This window comes from Rhodococcus sp. R1101 (genome assembly GCF_000278445.1).
Lineage (GTDB): Bacteria > Actinomycetota > Actinomycetes > Mycobacteriales > Mycobacteriaceae > Rhodococcus > Rhodococcus gordoniae.
Genome location: NZ_AJVB01000035.1, coordinates 1 through 18897, shown reverse-complemented (window position 1 = coordinate 18897; position 18897 = coordinate 1). Strand labels below are relative to the sequence as shown.

General features: G+C 68.8%; 18 protein-coding genes and 1 pseudogene. 14 read left to right on the top strand and 5 right to left on the bottom strand.

The features are described 5' to 3' along the window. A pseudogene (locus tag R1101_RS0104980) lies at nt 1–336 on the top strand (MFS transporter); the annotation flags it as partial. Between the two features lie 24 nt (nt 337–360). Here R1101_RS0104980 and R1101_RS29210 read toward each other — a convergent pair. Both R1101_RS29210 and R1101_RS0104970 read right to left on the bottom strand, forming a co-directional pair. Continuing rightward, on the bottom strand, nt 361–1239 hold the full coding sequence (locus R1101_RS29210; protein WP_157179118.1) for a hypothetical protein: 879 nt from the start codon (nt 1237–1239) through the stop codon (nt 361–363). 87 nt (nt 1240–1326) lie between these two features. Next, nucleotides 1327–1593: a helix-turn-helix domain-containing protein gene (locus R1101_RS0104970; RefSeq protein ID WP_016932378.1), complete on the bottom strand. Its 267-nt coding sequence runs from the start codon at nt 1591–1593 to the stop codon at nt 1327–1329. A gap of 89 nt (nt 1594–1682) precedes the next feature. Between R1101_RS0104970 and map the strand changes: the two genes are divergently transcribed. The 4 genes from map (at nt 1683) to R1101_RS0104955 (ending at nt 4712) form a co-directional block, all read left to right on the top strand. Beyond that, nucleotides 1683–2462, top strand: a complete 780-nt coding sequence (map, locus tag R1101_RS0104965) for a type I methionyl aminopeptidase (protein WP_026002894.1) — start codon at nt 1683–1685, stop codon at nt 2460–2462. 83 nt (nt 2463–2545) lie between these two features. Then, nucleotides 2546–2842 carry an FmdB family zinc ribbon protein gene (locus R1101_RS29390; RefSeq protein ID WP_100167888.1) on the top strand — a complete coding sequence of 99 codons (297 nt, stop codon included), beginning with the start codon at nt 2546–2548 and terminating at the stop codon, nt 2840–2842. 41 nt (nt 2843–2883) lie between these two features. Continuing rightward, the gene (fmdA, locus tag R1101_RS0104960; RefSeq protein WP_016932376.1) at nt 2884–4137 is read left to right on the top strand and encodes a formamidase; all 1254 of its coding nucleotides are present in this window, start codon (nt 2884–2886) and stop codon (nt 4135–4137) included. An 86-nt stretch (nt 4138–4223) separates the two neighbouring features. Beyond that, nucleotides 4224–4712, top strand: coding sequence for an FBP domain-containing protein (locus R1101_RS0104955; RefSeq protein WP_016932375.1), 489 nt, complete (start codon nt 4224–4226; stop codon nt 4710–4712). Nucleotides 4713–4730: 18 nt separating this feature from the next. Here the strand turns inward: R1101_RS0104955 and R1101_RS0104950 are convergent, their stop codons facing one another. Continuing rightward, a complete protein-coding gene (locus R1101_RS0104950) occupies nt 4731–5315 on the bottom strand; it encodes a helix-turn-helix domain-containing protein (protein ID WP_016932374.1) in 585 nt (194 codons plus the stop codon). 48 nt (nt 5316–5363) lie between these two features. On the opposite strand from R1101_RS0104950, the gene R1101_RS0104945 reads away from it, so the two are divergent. The 4 genes from R1101_RS0104945 (at nt 5364) to R1101_RS0104930 (ending at nt 8594) form a co-directional block, all read left to right on the top strand. Continuing rightward, complete coding sequence (locus tag R1101_RS0104945) at nt 5364–6224, top strand: class I SAM-dependent methyltransferase (RefSeq protein WP_026002893.1); 861 nt, start codon at nt 5364–5366, stop codon at nt 6222–6224. Next, entirely contained in the window at nt 6221–7195 is a 975-nt protein-coding gene (locus R1101_RS0104940) for an NAD(P)/FAD-dependent oxidoreductase (protein WP_026002892.1), read from the top strand. The genes R1101_RS0104945 and R1101_RS0104940 overlap by 4 nt, the downstream gene beginning before the upstream one ends. Before the next feature lie 9 nt (nt 7196–7204). Beyond that, complete coding sequence (locus tag R1101_RS0104935; RefSeq protein ID WP_016932371.1) at nt 7205–7441, top strand: helix-hairpin-helix domain-containing protein; 237 nt, start codon at nt 7205–7207, stop codon at nt 7439–7441. A gap of 130 nt (nt 7442–7571) precedes the next feature. Further along, nucleotides 7572–8594, top strand: a complete 1023-nt coding sequence (locus R1101_RS0104930) for an alpha/beta hydrolase (RefSeq protein ID WP_026002891.1) — start codon at nt 7572–7574, stop codon at nt 8592–8594. On the opposite strand, the gene R1101_RS0104925 is transcribed toward R1101_RS0104930, so the two are convergent. Both R1101_RS0104925 and R1101_RS0104920 read right to left on the bottom strand, forming a co-directional pair. Beyond that, complete coding sequence (locus R1101_RS0104925) at nt 8584–9297, bottom strand: type 1 glutamine amidotransferase domain-containing protein (RefSeq protein WP_016932369.1); 714 nt, start codon at nt 9295–9297, stop codon at nt 8584–8586. The genes R1101_RS0104930 and R1101_RS0104925 overlap by 11 nt on opposite strands. Nucleotides 9298–9454: 157 nt before the next feature. Next, nucleotides 9455–10414, bottom strand: coding sequence for a hypothetical protein (locus R1101_RS0104920; RefSeq protein ID WP_026002890.1), 960 nt, complete (start codon nt 10412–10414; stop codon nt 9455–9457). Between the two features lie 340 nt (nt 10415–10754). Here R1101_RS0104920 and R1101_RS0104915 point away from each other — a divergent pair, with 340 nt between their 5' ends. The 5 genes from R1101_RS0104915 to R1101_RS0104895 all read left to right on the top strand — a co-directional run bounded on the left by R1101_RS0104915 (nt 10755) and on the right by R1101_RS0104895 (nt 18785). Next, on the top strand, nt 10755–11057 hold the full coding sequence (locus tag R1101_RS0104915) for a hypothetical protein (RefSeq protein ID WP_016932367.1): 303 nt from the start codon (nt 10755–10757) through the stop codon (nt 11055–11057). A gap of 66 nt (nt 11058–11123) precedes the next feature. Next, nucleotides 11124–11624: a DUF2505 domain-containing protein gene (locus tag R1101_RS0104910; protein ID WP_016932366.1), complete on the top strand. Its 501-nt coding sequence runs from the start codon at nt 11124–11126 to the stop codon at nt 11622–11624. 169 nt (nt 11625–11793) lie between these two features. Beyond that, a complete protein-coding gene (locus R1101_RS0104905; protein ID WP_016932365.1) occupies nt 11794–11991 on the top strand; it encodes a hypothetical protein in 198 nt (65 codons plus the stop codon). 138 nt (nt 11992–12129) lie between these two features. Further along, the gene (gene recC / locus R1101_RS0104900; protein ID WP_016932364.1) at nt 12130–15423 is read left to right on the top strand and encodes an exodeoxyribonuclease V subunit gamma; all 3294 of its coding nucleotides are present in this window, start codon (nt 12130–12132) and stop codon (nt 15421–15423) included. Nucleotides 15424–15455: 32 nt separating this feature from the next. Then, complete coding sequence (locus R1101_RS0104895) at nt 15456–18785, top strand: UvrD-helicase domain-containing protein (RefSeq protein WP_016932363.1); 3330 nt, start codon at nt 15456–15458, stop codon at nt 18783–18785. Nucleotides 18786–18897 lie beyond the last annotated feature (112 nt).

The window sequence follows — 18897 nt, the reverse complement described above, 5'->3', positions numbered from 1 at the left end:
CTCATCGTCTCCGCGAGTCTCGCCGAACACATCCTCGGTGGTGCTGCGACAGTCGCGGTGTTCACGCTCATGATGGACGCCGCGGACCAGGAGCACGCCGGCAGCGACTACACCCTGCTCGCGTGCGCGATCGTCGTCGTGCAGGGCATCGCGGGATTCACCGCCGGTGTCGTCGGAGACGTGTTCGGTTATCCCGCGCTGTTCGGTACGAGCCTGGTGCTGTCGGGAATCGGATGTGCCGTCCTGCTGATCGCCCTCGATCGGGGCATCGGACCGAGCGGCGTGCACAGTGTGTGGAGAAGTGGCACGGGACGAGCGATCTCGCGTCCCCGGTGACCTCACCGCGACCGGTACTGCTGATCACCGCGACCAGTACTGCAGCATCGGTTCCTCGGCGAGCACCGTCGATCCCTCGGAGATGACGAGAGCGCTCGACGAGATCCGATACTGCACACCGGTGTTCGTTGCGGTGAAGCCGTCCCCCGAAGGCGCGGGATCGTCGATCTCGATCGCCGCGCCGTCGTTCGTGCGGACACCCTTGTAGTAGTACCGCCCGGCCCCGGTCTCACACACCACGACGAGCGACTCGGCCGTCTGCCCGATGGCGACGGCGGGATTCGTGTGGTTGCACCGTGCCTCGGGGATGCCGACGAAGCCCTGTGCGTCGGTGTCCTCGGAGGCCGACACGGGCGGTAGCGGCCGCGCGGGTCCCGTCGCGGGGGCGGGATTGCCGGTGGCCGAGAGTTCGAGATCCTCGATCCGCAGGGCCACATCTCCTGGGAGCACGGTGACGTAGCTGTTGCCCTGCACGATGCTGTTGGCCGTGATGCACTCGAAGTTGCCCGTGAGGCACGACAGTCGTTCCCAGTAACCGCCGAGCGAATCCGTCGGGCGTAGCGCGTATTCACCGGGGGTGATGTCCACCCCGACCTTCAAGGTGCCGTTGGTCGGGAAACCGCTCGGGGTCGCAGGCCGGCTCGTCTGCGCTCGTGGTGCTGACGGCGACACGGTGACCGTCACGGTCGACGGGGACGTGCGTGCAGCGACGGTGCTCTCCGATGCTGGATCGGCTGAGCGGGTCAGGGTGACGACCAGGGCGGCGACTGCGGCGACGACGGCGACGAGCAGGGCACCGCCCACGAGCCACGGCCACTTCGGTCGTCGCGGCGGGGTCGGGGCGGGCCAGGGTGGCGGGGGAGCGCCGTAGCCGTAGCCGTATCCGTCCGGCGGAGGCTGCATCGACATTCGGGTCCCTTCGCTGTCGCGGTGTTATGCCTCCTGATATCGCTGCCGATGTCTGCTGCTGTTACGTCATGCAGGGTGGGATCACCCGGTTTGCTGCAGGTCGTCGCAGGGAAGGGTCAGTTCGGCGAGATCGTCGAGGGAGACGGGCAGCACCCGCGCGAGCGCGGCGATCGTCGCGAACGCAGGGGTGGCCAGTCGTCCGGTCTCGATCTTCCGGAGGGTTTCCGGGGAGATGTCGGCGGCGCGAGCCACCTCGGTGAGCGTCCTGCTGCCCCGGGCTTCGCGCAACCGTCCGCCCAGACGCTTGCCGGCGGCGAGCTGTTCCGGGGTCAGGGGGAGTCGCACCATGGCCGCAGTCTAGCCGGTGCCGGTATGAAAATAACGGCCATGGGTTAGGGTGGTATTTAAATACCGTTTCGTCATCCTGAGGAGTGCCCGTGCTGGAATTGAAGACCCCCCGCGAGATCGCGGCCATGGACGTGACCGGCACGTTCATCGCCGAGTTGCTCGACGACCTCACCGGCCGCGCCCGGCCCGGTGTGAACCTGCTCGATCTCGAGCAGCGCGCGCGGGACATGATCGAGGAACGCGGCGCGGTCTCGTGCTACTGGGACTACGCGCCCTCGTTCGGGCGTGGACCGTTCCGCAACGTCATCTGCCTGTCCGTCAACGACGCAGTGCTCCACGGGCTCCCGCACGACTACGTGCTCCGGGACGGCGACCTGCTCAGCATGGACATCGCCGTCTCGATCGGCGGCTGGGTCGCCGATTCGGCCCGCAGCATCATCGTCGGCGCGGAGCGTCCCGAGGACCGGCATCTGGTCGAGGCGACCGAGATGGCGCTGGCCGCGGGTATCGCCGCCGCGCTCCCCGGCAACCGCCTCGGTGACATCTCGGCGGCGATCGGCGCCGTCGCGGCCGACTACGGCTATCCCGTCAACACCGAGTTCGGTGGTCACGGGCTCGGCCGCACCATGCACGAGGATCCGCACGTGGCGAACGCCGGGCGTGCGGGTCGTGGGCTCGTGCTGCGTCCCGGTCTGACGCTCGCCCTCGAACCGTGGTTCGCGGCGGGGACGGACGAGATCGTCTACGACCCCGACGGCTGGACCATCCGCTCCGCCGACGGTTCGCGCACCGCGCACAGCGAACACACGATCGCGATCACCGAAGGTGAACCGCTGGTGCTGACGAAACGGGAGCGCGTCACCGAATAGATCCGGACGGCAGGAAGATTCGGAGTAGACACGCGGGTTTCCGCTCGGTCCGTTATGGTCGGTGCACCGACGCGCGAGAGGCGATGCAGATGCCGCTGTACGAGTTCCGATGTGCCGACTGCGGGCCCTTCGACGTCTCCGTTCCCATGAGTGAAGTCTCCGCATCGGCCCCGTGCCCGCGGTGCGAGCAACAGTCTCGTCGCTCTCTCACCCCACCGCGTCTCGGTCGGGGAGGTTCGGCAGCGATGCGCCTGCACGACGCGACGGCCCGTACCGCCTCCGAGCCCGACGTTGTCTCGGGTTCCCTCCCGGGCGTGTCGAGGCGTCCGTCGCGGCCGGTCACGACCGATCCCCGACACCGAACGTTGCCCCGCCCGTGATCCGACACCGCCCTCGATCCGCCACCGCTCCAGGAGGTCCCGTGCCCGACGTCGTGTTCCCGCTCGATTCGACCCGCCGGTTCACCGATCAGGACAAGATCGGCCACAACCGCTGGCACCCGGACATCCCGCCCGTCGCGACGCTGAAACCGGGCGATTCCTTCCGCGTGCACTGCCGCGAATGGTTCGACGGTGAGATCCACAACGACGATTCCGCCGACGACATCCGCAATGCCCCGCTGCACATCGTGCACGCGTTGTCGGGACCGTTCGCCGTGGAAGGTGCCAAGCCCGGCGACCTGCTGATCGTCGACATCCTCGACCTCGGCCCGATCCCGCAGGAGGACTCGGGTCCGCTCGCCGGACAGGGTTGGGGATACACGGGCATCTTCGCGAAGACGAACGGCGGGGGCTTCCTCACGGACCAGTTCCCCGACGCCTACAAGGCGGTCTGGGACTTCTCCGGTCAGAAGGCGACGAGCCGTCACGTGCCCCATGTGTCGTTCACCGGCATCGTGCATCCCGGTCTGATGGGGACGGCACCGTCGCACGAACTGCTGTCGACGTGGAACACCCGGGAAGCGGCGCTGATCGCGACGGATCCCGACCGTGAACCGGCGCTGGCGCTGCCGCCCGAGCCGAACGGCGCCATCCTCGGCAGCCTGTCGGGCGCCGACTTCGACCGGGTCGCGGCCGAAGCGGCGCGCACCGCTCCGCCCCGGGAGAACGGCGGCAACCAGGACATCAAGAACCTCACGAAGGGAAGCCGGATCTTCTATCCGGTCTTCGTCGACGGAGCGAATCTGTCGGTCGGCGACCTGCACTTCTCGCAGGGCGACGGCGAGATCACCTTCTGCGGTGCCATCGAGATGGGTGGTTTCATCGACCTGCGCGTCGACCTGATCCCCGGCGGCATGGAGACTTACGGGATGAGCGAGAACGCCATCTTCATGCCCGGCAACACCGACCCGCAGTACTCCGAGTGGCTCGCGTTCTCCGGCACGTCCGTGACGCTCGACGGCGAACAGCGGTATCTGGATTCGCAATTGGCGTACCAGCGGGCCTGCCTGCACGCCATCGACTATCTGACGAAATTCGGCTACAGCCCCGAGCAGGCGTATCTCCTGCTCGGGGCTGCACCCATCGAGGGACGCTTGTCGGGTGTGGTGGACATCCCGAATTCGTGTGCCACGGTGTACCTTCCGACGGCGATCTTCGACTTCCCGGTCGCGCCCACCGCGTCCGGTCCGGTGACGATCGATCCGGGTATCGGAGCGCCGCGTTCGTCGGCGTGAGGGCCGCGAAAATCGTTTGTCGGGTAGGAGCGGGGCGCGTACCGTCCTCGGGTCGGTACATACGCGAACGAAAGGTGGTCCCGGCCATGGACCCGCTCACCGAACGGGACATTCGAACATCCTTCGTCAACTGCTCCAAGGGTGATGCGAAGCGGCTTCCGGTGCCGCGCGATCTCGACGACCGGCCGTGGGACGAACTCGACTTCCTCGGCTGGACCGATCCGTCGTTCCCCGGTCGCGGCTACATCGTCGTCCCGCGCGACGGCGAACTCGTCGGCGTCGCCATGCGGTTCGAACAGCAGGGTTCCGGCAAGACGCAGATGTGCACGATCTGCCTCACCACCCACACGCGGGGCGGCATCGCGCTGATGACGGCGAACAAGGTCGGAGATTCGGGACGAGCGGGCAACGCGGTCGGGACGTACATGTGCATCGACCTGCAGGGTTCGTTGTACGCGCGTGGCAGGAAGAAGCCCGCCCTGGGGAGCCGCTACCGCGAGGACCTCGAGCCGGAGGAGAAGGCCGAACGTGCCCGCGAGAATCTCCACGCGTTCGTCGACCGTCTGTACGGCTGAAGGGCTCGTCCGGCGTGCTCAGTGCGAGCCGGAGCTGCGCAGGTGGGCACGCTCGCCGTTGTGGTCGAGGATCGTGAGGATCTCCACCGGCCCGTCGTGTGCGCTGATCGCGTGCGGGGTCATGGTGGAGAACTCGGCGGCATTGCCCTCCTGGATGAGAATCGTCCGCTCGCCGAGCTGGAGCCGGGCCGTGCCGGACAGGACGGTGAACCATTCGTGCCCCGGGTGCACGGGGAGAGTGTCCGCCGGCCGCGGCTCCTGCAGCGTGATCCGCATCTTGGCGACGGTGACACCGCCCAGTGACCGTTCCCGCGACAACAGCCAGGTCGTGTACCCCGGCGTGTCGCACGGTTGGGGTCTGATCACCACGTCCTGGTCGTCGCCGGATTCGACGAGCTGGTCGATGGTGGTGTCGAGTGCCCGGGCGATCGGGACGAGCTGGTCGAGTGCGATTCTGCGGCGGCCCGTCTCGATGCGGCTCAGGTTCGACGGACTGATGTGGCACCGGGCGGCGAGAGCGTCGAGCGTCCAGCCCTGCGCGAGTCGCAGGCTGCGGATGCGCTGACGGATGAGCCGGTCGAGATCGGACGATTCTTGCTCCATAGGCAAGAGTGTATGCGGAAACTGAATGAAGCGTTCTAGCGTGGAGTCATGCACCACCACGCCCACGCCTCGCATCCACGACACGCACCGCACGACCCTGCCCACGACGAATCGATGGCAGAGGTGCTCGACCTCGACGCCGAGATGCACCGGCCCTACTTCGAGTCGTTGCTCGACCGGGTCGCCGGACAGCTCGCGCGGGAACCACGCGTCATCGTCGACATCGGCGCGGGGACGGGCACGGGCACACTCGCCCTGGCCCGCCGGTTCCGCCACGCACAGCTCGTGGCTCTCGACCGATCTGCCGGAATGCTCGACCGGATCCGGAAGACCGCTGAGCACAACGGATTCGATGATCGGACCCGAACCGTCGAGGTGGACCTCGACGCAGGGCTGCCGGCCGTGGGTGCGATCGATCTGGGCTGGGCGGCGCTGTCCCTGCATCACATCGAGGATCCCGACGCGATACTCCGGCAACTGTTCGACTCGATGGAACCGGCCGGAGTGGTGGTGATCACCGAGATGGAATCGCAGCCACGCTTCCTGCCCGACGACATCGGTATCGGTGCACCGGGACTCGAAGCGAGATGCCACGAGGCCGCAGCGTCCCGGGGGTGGAACAGGTGGCCCGACTGGAGCGAGAATCTGCGTCGCGCCGGTTTCGAGATGATCGAGATGCGCCGCGACGAACCCGATGTCGACGTCGATGCCACCGTGCGTCGATACGCTCACGCGGTACTGAGCCGGATGCGCACCGCACTCGAACATGTCCTGTCCCCCGAGGATCTCGACACGCTCGACCAGCTCACCGGCCACGGTCCCGACTCGGTACCGCACCGAACGGATCTGGTGGTCCGTACATCCCGAACCGTGTGGATCGCACGGGCAACGAAGGAGAAGAACCGATGAACACCCAGGAGAATCCCGCGAAAGAGGACTACGACGTCGTCGTGATCGGCGGTGGCTCGGCCGGACTGAGCGCTGCCACCGCGCTGGGACGCTCGCGCCGCTCGGTGCTCGTCGTCGACGCCGGCGAACCACGCAACGCCCCCGCTGCGGCCGCACACAACGTGCTCGGGCACGAAGGCATCGCGCCGACCGAGCTCTTGGCGCTCGGACGGAAGGAAGCCGCCGGATACGGCGCCGAGATCCTGTCCGGGCGTGCCGAATCCGCTCGCCGTACCGAAGCAGGATTCGAGATCGGTCTCGGCGGAGGCAAAGCCGTGCACGCACGCCGACTGATCCTTGCGACGGGACTGGCCGACGAGCTGCCCGACCTCTCCGGAGTGCGCGAACTGTGGGGCACGTCCGTCCTGCACTGCCCCTACTGCCACGGCTGGGAAGTCCGGGACCGGCGCATCGGCGTGATCGCGTCGGGTCCGATGAGCGTGCACCAGACCCTGTTGTTCCGTCAGCTCAGCGACGACGTCACGTTCTTCACCCACTCGGCACCTCCCTTGGAGGCCGAGGCCCGCGAACAACTCGAGGCGCGCGACGTCCGGATCGTCGACGGGGCGGTCGCGGAACTCCGCGCCGACGGCGACGCGGTCCGTGCCGTGGTTCTCGAGGACGGCACCGAGTTCGACGTCGACGCCGTGGTGGTCGCACCGCGTTTCGTCGCGCGCGCCGAACTGTACGAGCAGCTCGGCGGAACGGTCACCGACCATCCCGTGGGCACCTTCATCGAGACGGACCCGACGGGGAAGACCGCTCTGCCCGGCGTGTGGGCGGCAGGCAACTCGGCCGACCTGTCGGCGGTGGTCGTGGTCGCGGCAGGCACCGGCGTGATGACAGGGGCCGCCGTGAACGCCGATCTGATCGCGGAAGAAACCGCTGCGGCGGTGGAGGAACGCGATGCCCGTCAGGATGTGCGGCTCTAACATCGATGCATGACGTCGACGCCCCCCTCCCCGGGTGATCTCCCCGCGATCGGAAAGCCTGCGACTCGCGCTCTGCTCGCCGAAGGAATCGGCACACTCGACGATGTCGCACGGCATTCGCGACGGGAACTGGCGGCGTTGCACGGGGTGGGGCCGAAGGCGCTCCGTATCCTCGAGGAAGCACTCGCCGAACGGGGACTCACCTTTGCCGAACAGCCCTGCCCGGCATACGAGACGGCCGGGTGAGCACAGGCTCACCCGGCCGATGCGTGATCTGCGTCGGAACGGGTCTCACGCGAGGCATCCCGCTGCGCTGTTCGACATGATCGTGCGGTCCGGATCCACCGGGGTGCGTCGTGATCAGGGGGAGGGACAGGTGTCGGAAGGTGGTACGGACAGGACGCCGCGTCGGCGCGCGGGTAGGTGGATCCTGATGGTCCTCGTCGTGGTGATCGTCGTCGGGGCGGCGGCGTTCGTCCTCACCCCCGTGCCGGGAGCGCTGGTGGTGCGGAAGGTGTTCGAACGCGACGCACGGGAGCTGACGGCGAAGCTCGCGGTGGAGGCACCGGAGACGGACCTCGTGGCAGATCTCCGGTATCGGGGGGACGACCCCGACGCCTTCCTCGACGTGTACACGCCGCCGGGCACCACCGAAGCGCTGCCGACGATCGTGTGGACCCACGGCGGCGCATGGTTGTCGGGCAACCGCACCAACTACGCCGGCTACTACCGGCGCCTGGCCGCCGCGGGGTTCACCGTCGTGTCGGTCGGCTACTCGCCGGCACCCGGCCACCGATATCCGACGCCGGTGCGGCAACTCGCCGACGCCCAGAGCTATCTGCTCGAGCACGCCGGCGAACTGCACATCGACACCGACCGGATCGTGCTCGCCGGTGATTCGGCCGGGGCGCAACTGTCCGCCCAGATCGCCGCGGCGATCACCGACACCGACTACGCCGAGGCTCTCGGTGTCGACCCGGCCTTCACCGCGGACCAGGTCCGCGGCGTGGTGCTCAATTGCGGCATCTACGACGTGTCCGCACTGGGCGGGGGCGGCGGGCTGATCGGATGGGGTGTCGAACAGGCGATGTGGGCCTACACCGGTGCCCGCGACTTCGCCTCGTCGGATGCGGCGCGGCAGATGTCGGTTCTGGACTCGGTCACCGAGAACTTCCCCGCCGCCTACATCTCGGGTGGCAACGCCGATCCGCTCACCGCCACCCAGTCCGGGCCGCTGTCACGGCGGCTCACCGGGCTGGGTGTTCAGGTGGATGCATTGTTCTATCCGGACGACCACACACCGGAACTGGGACACGAGTACCAGTTCGATCTGTCCACGCCGGACGCTCGCGCTGCCCTCGAGCGGACGATCGACTTCGTCCGCAAGGTCACGACCTAGCGCGCGCGGGGATCTCGGCGACGACACGTTCGGCGAGCGGACGCGAGGAAGCCGGGTTCTGGCCCGTGTACAGGACGCGGTCGACCACGACGTACGGTTCCCACGCGCCTGCGGACGAGAAGACGGCACCGGCCTCCTGGAGACGGTCCTGCAGCAGCCAGGGCGCCTTGTCGGCCAACCCGGCCTGGACCTCCTCGATGTTCGTGAAGGACGTCAACCGGTAACCCTCGAACAACCAGCGGCCACCGGAGCCGTGGGCGGGCAGCAGGGCGGCGGGGGCGTGGCACACCATCGCCACCACCTTGTCGGCCTCGACGAAGTGCCGGACGAGTTCACCGAACCGCTCGTCGACGGCGAGATCCTCCATCGGAGCGTGGCCGCCGGGTACGAACAGCAGATCGAAGTCCTCGGCACGCTGATCCTCGAGCACTGCCGCACCGGCCAGCACCGGTTGCAGCTTCTCGAGCGACGCCTTCAGGTCGGCCACGCGGTCCTCCCCGCCGGCGGCGTCGGGTTCGAGGCTGGCCCGGTCCACGACCGGCGTGCGACCGCCGGGGGTGGCGACGGTGATGTCGTATCCGGCCTCGTCGAAGACGGTGTACGGCTCGACGAGCTCCTCCGCCCAGAATCCGGTGGGGTGGCGTGTGCCGTCCTGCAAGGTCCAATGATCGGCGGCACTGACGACGAACAGGATACGAGTCATTGTGGTTCCTTTCGGGAGAACGTAGAGGTCGCGTACCCGCTGCCGGCAGCGCCGACACAGGGCATGGAGAACGGTCGCGGGATCCGCGAGTGAGACGACGATCGCCGGGCCCTCGAGGGACCCGGCGATCGTGTGACGGAACTGGAGAGGCGGCGGATCAGACGCCGACCACCTCCTGCGCGATCACGGCCAGACGGGTCTGGGCCGCGGAGACCACGCCGTGTCGTGCCTTGTGTGCTTCCTCGTAGGCGACGATCGCCCGGATGTCCGCGGGCTCGGTCAATTCCTTGACCGCCGCCACGGCCTTCGGGACGGTGAGATCGTCGTAATTGCGGATCGGCAGTTCCTCCTCGGTGAGGACACCGGAGGCGGTGCGTGCCTTGTGCAGGGCGTCGGCAGCGCCGTCGGCACCTTCGCGCCGACTCACCCGTTCGGCCGTCTCGAGGGCGGCATCCCGCGAGGCGCCGATGGTCTTGGCTGCCACATCACCGGCATGCGCGCCGCGGGAGAGCAGCGACTCGATGCGGGGCCGCGTCGAACGGGCGACGTCGATCGCACGATCGATCCCGCGCGTCGACCAGGTGACCGGCGTGTTGACCAGGCGGACTGCCGCACCGGCCGCGGCCTGCAGCGGTGTACGGCGTAGGGCGGCGGGACCGCCGAGCGCTTCCTCCGCGATGACGGTGGTCAGCCACTCGACCGTGGCCGTGTGAGCGGTGATCAAGCGGTCCGCCAGCGAGACGATCGACTTGTGACCGCCTGCCGTGGCCAGGGCCTTCACGTAGCGCGCCCGATCGAGGAGTTGATGTTCGAGGGCGAGGTCCGACAACAGTGCTTCGTCGAACGGCTGCGCCTGTTCGGTGAGGGTCTTCACCATGATGGCGGCACGACCGAGGAACGGCCCGACCACATCGGGAAGTCCGCCCAGATCGCGGATGGCCTCTTCGATCGCCACCGCACGGATGCGGCAGTTCTCGGCGTTCTCGGTCAGCTCCTTACGTACCGCTTCGGTCCGAGCCTGCGCGACACGCGTTTCGGCGACCTGGGTTTCTGCATGGGTCAGTTCGTGGAGTGTGCGCAACTGGGTGAGCAACGCGGGAGTTCGGTTCTCTGTCATCGTGCGTTCGCCTCCTTCGCACTGGAAGAGTCGGTGATCTACCGACGAATTCACACCGATCGGAAAATGATGTGACAACTGTCGGCTACCCGGGCCCCGGAGCTGTTAACGTCGATGTGATTCACAACACACTCCATGGTCGGGTTCGGTGCTGTAGTGACCACTCGGCGCACGCGAGTCACCTCGGTCCCGGTTTGGACCGGTTACTCACGGGGAAACTTCGGAGCACACCTTGACGTGAGATTTCGAGGCCGGAACGAGGCGCGGTCCGCCTGATACTCCAGGCGATCGGCGACCGTGAGGCGGCCGCAAGCAGCACGAGGAAAGCGGGGACGACACGATGACCACGGCAGCACCCGTCATGCCACCGGACGTGATCAGCGCTCCGTCGACGGCCGTTCCGTCACGATCGGTCGACACTCCCGCGCCGAAGATCGATGCCTCCGTGGAGGAAGTGAAGGCTCCGGCGGCGGAGGAGATGCCGGCTCTGCTCGAGCACCCCATCGCGGGTCTGCTGATGTTCGTCGTCCTCGCCGTCTGCGGATTCGCAGCCGCCGCGGTGGTCGCGGGATCCTTGGCGGCCGGACTCGCTCTGGCGGGTGTCGTCGGAGGAGCTGCGGCGACTCTCGTCGCTGTTCTCTGACGTGGCAGAACGACACCGGTAGGCCCGTTTCGTCCAGATCCGGGTGGGAGGATATCGTCTCCGGTCATGTCCAAGGAATTCGTTTTCACGTCCACGCTCGACCACAGCGTCGAACGCGTCCACGGCGCTTTGACCAGCGAGGACTTCTGGAACAGCCGGTTGGCTGCGAGTCAGACCGGCGCGGGGCAGCTCGAGGTCGACTCCCGCCCCGGCACCTTCCGTGCGAAGGTCTCCGACCAGATGGACACCTCGGCTCTGCCCGCGATCGTCCGGGGCGTGGTGCGAGGACCTCTGATCATCGAGCGCACCGACGAGTGGGGCGGACTCGAGGGCGGTATCGCGCAGGGAACCCTCGCCGGCAGCACGTCGGGGCTGCCGATCACGATCGCGGCCCGCTCGGAGCTGCGCGGTAACGCGGCCGGCGGCACCGAGATCGAGGTGCGGGGCGAGGCCACCGTCAAGGTTCCCGTCGTCGGCGGGCAGATCGAAGGCCTGATCGTCCAGCTCGTGGAGAGCATCGTCCAGAACGATCGGACCGACCTCGACAAGTGGCTCGCCGAGAACTGACCTGGGGGTCGCCTGATCGGGCCGGGTCCCGATCGACGGGCAACCACTTGCTTCCGATGCCGCCGCACCTTTCGTCGAGGTGCGGCGGCATCGTCGTTCGCGGACCCGGCCCGGCGACACGCCGGGCCGGGTCCGCGGTGAGGAGTGTGACCCAGGACACCATCGGATCATGTCGATGCCGTGGCACGAGGACGGCGGCTACGCGTGGGAACGCCGCGAGGCCGGATACACCTGGGAGCAGATCGGCAGCGAACTCGGTTGCCCTGCCCATGTCGCACGGAACCTGGGGGAGCGGTACCACGCCGACGTCACCGCCGAGACGGCCGAGAACCAGTTGTCGCTGTTCGACCTGTCGACGGAGACGTGATCGTCTCCCGGCGAGGTTCGCCCCGCCTGTAGCCCGTCCGCCGTCTGCCGCGCCCGCGACCTGCGGCGCCGTCGCCTGTCCGGGCGGTGTGATAAGCCGTACCGGACGGGAACGAGCGACGACGAGGGAGATCGACGCGTGCTGATACTGCACCGTGCCGAGCGCACCGGCATCCTTGCGGATGCGCTGGCCGAGGTGCTCGCGAAACCCCTCGACGACCCGTTCGCGAGGGAGGTCGTCGCGGTGCCCGCGCGCGGTGTCGAAAGGTGGCTCACCCAGCGGTTGTCGGGCACGCTCGGTTCCTCCGACGGCGACGGGGTGGCCGCGAACATCGACTTCCCGTCCCCGTCCCGCCTCGTCGACGAAGCACTCGCTGCCGCCTCCGGCATCGCCGCCGCCGACGACCCGTGGCATCCCTCCCGCATGCTGTGGTCGCTGCTCGGTGTGATCGACGAATGTGTCGACGAAGCGTGGTGCGCCACTTTGGCGCGCCATCTCGGCCACGGCGCGGACGACCATCGGTCCGGGCGCCGGTATGCCACGGCCGCGCATCTCGCCCGCCTGATGCGCAGCTACGGACTCCAGCGCCCCGGGATGATCGCCCGGTGGGCGGCCGGGGAGGATGTCGACGGCACGGGTGCCCCGCTCGACGATCATCTCCGGTGGCAGGCGGAGTTGTGGCGACGTCTGCGCGCGCGCATCGGCGTCGACAGCCCGTCGCAGCGACTCGACGAACTGTGCGGCCGGTTGCGGGACGACCCGGGCGTCGTCGATCTGCCGGGGCGGCTCTCGATCTTCGGTCCCACCCGGCTCGACACCGTCCTCGTCGACGTGTTGTCCGCGCTCGGGCATCACCGCGACGTGCACATCTGGTTGCCGCACCCGAGTCCGGCGATGTGGGACGGGTCCGTCCGGCGCCCGGCGTCGATGCGCCGCGCCGACGATCACAGTGCCCTCGGGGTGCAGCATCCGTTGCTCGCCGCGCTGGGCCGCGACGTGCGCGAACTCCGGAGCCGGCTCTCCGGCCTCGACTGCACCGACCTCCCGCACGCCTCGCCCCCTCCGCCGGCGACTCTCCTCGGCCGGTTGCAGGCCGATCTCCGGGACGATCGGACTCCCGTGCACGGATCGGCCGAACCCGACGGAACCGTGATGATCCATGCGTGCCACGGCCCCACCCGGCAGGTCGAAGTTCTCCGCGAGTGCCTGTTGCATCTGTTCCGCGACGACCCCACTCTCGAACCGCGCGACGTCATCGTCATGTGCCCCGATGTCGAGACGTACGCCCCACTCGTCCACGCGGCCTTCGGTGCCGGGGTGGGGGAGCATCCCGGTCACACGCTGCGGGTCCGCCTCGCCGATCGCGGTCTGCGCCGGACCGACCCGGTGCTGTCGGTGGTCTCCGAACTCCTCGCGCTCGCCGACGGCCGGGTCACCGCCAGCGAGATTCTCGACCTCGCCGCCTCGGCTCCGGTGCGCCGGAAGTTCGGATTCGACGACGATCGACTCGAGCGCCTGCAGGAGTGGACCACCGAGGCAGGTGCCCGCTGGGGCCTCGGGCCGTGGCAGCGCAAGAGCTTCGGTCTCGGCGATTTCATGCAGAACACCTTCGGTGCGGCGCTGGATCGCATCCTGCTCGGTGTCGCCGCCGACGGCACGGACGGGGAGTGGCTGTCGCTGTCTTTGCCCCTCGACGACGTCGACAGCAACGACATCGACCTCGCCGGACGGTTCGCCGAGTTCATCGACCGGTTGACGGTGGTTCTGCTCCGGTTGCGCGGACCGCACCCCGCGGCGCGGTGGGCGGACGAACTCGGTTACGGCATCGACCTTGTCGCCGATGTCCCCGCGGCCGACGCGTGGCAGCTCACGCGCGCGCGTCGCGAGATCGGCGAGGCCGTCGAGCATGCCGGCGACACGCAGTTGTCCCTGAGCGATGTCCGGTCCATGCTCGCCTCCCGGCTCGCGGGGCGCGCGACGCGCTCGAATTTCCGGACAGGCGAACTCACGGTGTGCACCATGGTGCCGATGCGCTCGGTGCCGCATCGCGTCGTGGTGCTCCTCGGTCTCGACGACGACGTCTTCCCCCGCTCGGCGCACATCGACGGCGACGATGTCCTGACCCAGAATCCCTGTGTGGGAGAACGCGATCCGCGCAGCGAGGATCGGCAGCTACTCCTCGACGCACTGATGGCCGCGGAGGAGCGGGTGTTGTTGTTCCACACCGGTGCCGACGCCGTCACCGGAGCACTGCGCCCACCGGCGATTCCGCTCACGGAGGTGCGCGACGTGGTGGCGACGATGACCGGCGTCGAGGTCGACGACGACCGGATCGTGCGGCGTCATCCGTTGCAGCCGTTCGATCCGCGCAACTTCCGTGCCGACGACCCGTTCGGCTTCGGTGTCACCGCACTGGCGGGAGCGCGTGCCGGACAGGGCGGTTCGAAGGTGCGAGACCGATCGGGTGCGCTGCTCCTCGACGATCTTCCGGCCCCGGCGCGCACCGATGTCGATCTCGACGAGCTCGTCGCCTTCCTGACACATCCCACCCAGGGATTCCTCCGGCAGCGGCTCGGCTTGCGGATTCCCGACACCGACGAGGGCATCGCCGACGCGCTCGACGTCGAACTCGACGGTCTCGCGCAGTGGCAGCTGGGCGACCGGATGCTCGAAGCGCGGTTGGCAGGCATGTCCGCAGGGGCCTTCCGGGACGCGGAGTGGCGTCGCGGCACGCTGCCGCCCTTCGCGCTCGGCCGGAAGACCCTCGACGCGGTGAGCGACAACGTCGAACGTCTCGTGCACGCCTGCGCCGGGGTGCACACCGGTCGGGCCCGCACCGTCGACGTCCGTGTGGATCTCGGCGACGGGCGTCGGCTCACCGGCACGGTGGGCGGTGTTCACGACGAGGTACTCGCCCGCAGTACGTACTCCAAGCTGTCGCCGAAACATCGCCTGGAAGCGTGGATCCGGTTGCTCGCCGTCGTCGCATCGGGCCATCCCGGGCACTGGCGCGCGGTGACCACCGGACGCAGCCGGTCGCGGTCGTATCCGGCCTGGCGCTCGACCCTCCGTGCCCCGGACGACGCCGCCGAGGTGCTCACCACACTGGTCGATCTGCGCGACCGCGGACTGTGCCGGCCGCTGCCGCTGGTGACGGGCACCTCGGCCGAGTACGCCGAGCGCCGCCACCGCGGCGATTCCGTGGAGATGGCGCTGTCGGCGGCCTCGAAGTCGTTCGGCGGTGCGTTCGGCGACAGGAAGGACCGGCACGTGCGGTATCTGTACGGGCCCGACGTGACGATAGGGCAGCTCACCGCCGACGCCCCGGCCGGTGCCGAGGCCGGCTGGTTCGACGACCCGACCCGTTTCGGTGTGCTCGCCCGGCGGTTGTGGGAGCCTCTGCTCGCCTCCGAGAACCAGGGGCGCCCGTGAGAGAAGGGACGCCGGTGAGAGAAGGACACAGCGTGCCCGACAGCGCCATCACCGATCCGCGAGCGGTGGGCGGTCCGCCGCCGGAAGGTTTCGATCTGCTCGGGCCGCTCCCGAGCGGTACGACCGTGCTCGAGGCCAGCGCGGGAACAGGCAAGACGTACGCCATCGTGGGGCTCGCCACCCGGTTCGTCGCCGAAGGGCACGCCCGCTTGTCCGACCTGCTGCTCGTCACGTTCAGCCGAGCCGCCACGCAGGAACTCCGCGAACGCACCCGGAACCGGTTCGCGCAGGTCGCCACGGCTCTCGCCGATCCCGGCAGTGCGCGGCTCAGCAGCGACATGCTCGTCCGTCACCTCGCGAGCGAGGACGTCGACGCGCGGCGGGCCCGACTGCGACAGGCATTGTCCGACTTCGATTCCGGCACCATCTCCACCACGCACGGCTTCTGCCGCCGCATGCTCGACGAACTCGGGATCGCCGGGGAGCGCGAACCCGACGTGACGGTCGTGGAGGACGTCGACGACCTGCGGGTGGACGTCGTTGCCGATCTCTACCTGCAGCGCTACGGCCGGGGGCAGGCTCCCATCACCTACGCCGAGGCGGCAGTCGCCGCGAAGGAGGCGATCTTCGATCCGCAGGCCGAGCTCGCCCCGAGCGATGCCGACGGCACCGCGGCCGGCGAACGCGTCGAGTTCGCGCATGCTGTCCGGAAAGAGGTCGAACGACGCAAACGACGGCTGGGTCTGCGCGACTTCGACGACCAGCTGTCCTTGCTCCACGCGGTCCTCGGCGATCCCGAGCACGGCGACGCCGCCTGCCGGCGGATGCGTACGCGTTTCTCCGTCGTCCTCGTCGACGAGTTCCAGGACACCGACCCGAAGCAGTGGGAGATCCTGCGCCGGGCGTTCCACGGGCACAGCACACTCGTGCTCGTCGGCGACCCGAAGCAGGCCATCTACGCGTTCCGCGGCGCGGAAGTGCTCAGCTATCTCGACGCGGTCTCCGAATCCGACACCTACTGCGAGCTGACCACCAACTGGCGCAGCGACGGCGATCTGCTCCGGGCGCTCGAACATGTCCATCTCGGTGCCGCGCTCGGTGATCCCCGCATCGTGGTGAACCCGGTGAAAGCCGCTGCGGCCGAGTCCCGGCTCTCGGGCATCGCGCCCCTGCGGGTACGTCATCTGCCTCGTGCCGGCGCCGGCCCGCTCAACGACTGGGGTTTCCCTCAGAACCTCGACGGCCTCCGCGGGCGGGTCGCCCGCGACGTCGCGGCCGACATCGTGCGCCTGCTCGACGACGAGAACGTCACCGTCGACCTCGGTGCCGGGCCGAAACGCGTGCAACCCGGCCACATCGCCGTCCTGGTGCGCAAACACAAGCAGGTGGCGCTGGTCCACGACGCGCTGACGAAGGCCGACGTGCCGTGCGTGGTCGCCGGTGGCACAAGTGTGTTCGCCACCCCGTCCGCGCAGCACTGGCTGTGGGTGCTCTACGCGCTCGAACAGCCCCACCGCGCCGACCGGGTCCGGCTCGCGGCGCTCACCCCGCTGCTCGGCCGCACGATGGCCGACATCGATTCGGAGGGCGAAGCGCTGGTCGTGGAGGTCGGCGGACTCCTCCGCGAACTGAACGACGTCTACGCCCGCACCGGTTTCGCCGCCGTCTTCGAACGGCTCGCGTCCTTCGGCTCGGTGGAAGCCCGCCTTCTCGACGAACCGTCCGGGGAACGCACCCTCACCGACATCCGGCACGTCGCACAGCTGCTCGAGGACGTCGCCTCGGCGCAGTCGCTGGGTCCGGCCGCCCTCACCCGCTGGCTCGAAGATCGCATCAACGATCCCGACCGCGGTGGGGCCGACCGGATCCGACGCCTCGACAGCGACGCCGCGGCGGTCCAGATCCTCACCGTGCACGGCAGCAAGGGACTCGAGTTCCCCGTCGTCCACGTCCCGTACGGGTGGGATGCCGCGAAGAACCCCGAACCCGACAAGCTGCTGCTGCACGAGAACGGGCGCCGCATCCTCGATGTGGGCGGCAAGAGCGGACCCGGCTACGTCGCGCGGCGCCGCCTGCACGAACTCGAGGAGGCCGGGGAGGAACTGCGCCTGCTGTACGTGGCGGTGACGCGTGCGCAGTGTGCGCTGACCCTCTGGTGGGCACCGTCCACCCCCACTTCTCGGTCGCCGCTGCACCGGTTGCTGTTCGCTCGCGAGCCCGGTTCGGCGGAGATCGCCGCGGAAGGCCGGATCGGCCACGACGAGGCCATGGCCGAGGAGTTCGACAGGTGGGCCGCGCGCGCCGATGGGGTCATCGCCGCCGAAGCGGTGGGGCCGCATCCGATTCCGGTGCTGCGCTGGACCCGCCCCCGCATGGAGACCGGACCGCTCGCCGCCGCCCGCTTCGATCGGGTCGTCGACGAAAGTTGGCGCCGGACTTCCTATTCGGCGCTCACCGCCTCGGTGCACGATGCGCCCGGGATGGGTGGCGAAGTCGAGGAACCGGTGACGACCGACGAGCCGGGCGAGCCTCCGCTGAGCGCCGAACCGGGGTACGCAGGTATTCCGTCGCCGATGAACGGCCTGCCCGGCGGCACGGTGTTCGGCACGTTGGTGCACGCGGTCCTCGAAGTCGTCGACACCTCGGCCGCCGATCTCGAGGCCGAACTGTTCGACTGCTGCCGCGAGACGGTGCGCCGCCAGATGTCGCCGATCGATCCCGCGCAGCTCGCGGCGGCGTTGCTCCCGGTGATGCGCACCCCGCTCGGGCCACTCGGCCGGACCCTCGCCGACTTCGCCCCGTCCGATCGGCTCTCCGAACTCGACTTCGAGTTGCCGCTGACGGGAGGCGAGCGCCCGGTGCCCGTCACCGTCACCCTCGATGCGGTCGGCGGACTGTTGCGGCGGCACCTGCCCGCCGACGATCCGATGGCGGCCTACGCCGATCTGGTGCGCGCCCTCGAACCCGTGCCGCTGCGGGGTTATCTCAACGGCAGCATCGACGCCGTACTGCGTACCGAGGGCCCGCGATTCGTCGTCGTCGACTACAAGACCAACCGGCTCGCGCCCGTCGACGAGCTGACCACCGCCCACTACACCCGCGAGGCGATGGCGGTGGAGATGCTCCGTGCCCACTATCCGATGCAGGCCTTGCTCTATTCGGTTGCCCTGCACCGCTATCTGCGGTGGCGGATGCACGACTACGATCCGCACGTCCACCTCGGTGGCGTGCAGTATCTGTTCGTCCGCGGCATGGCCGGACCGGACAGCCCACCCGGCAGTGGGGTGTTCGACTGGCATCCGCCGGCCGATCTCGTCACCGACCTGTCCGACCTTCTCGCCGGAAAGGCCGTGATCTCGTGATCGAGTCCATGACCGACGTTCGGATCGCCCAGCGCGGCAAGGGCGCTCTACGGCAGTTCAACGAGGTGGGCGCACTTTCCGCCGCCGACGTGCACGTCGCTCTGCGACTCGC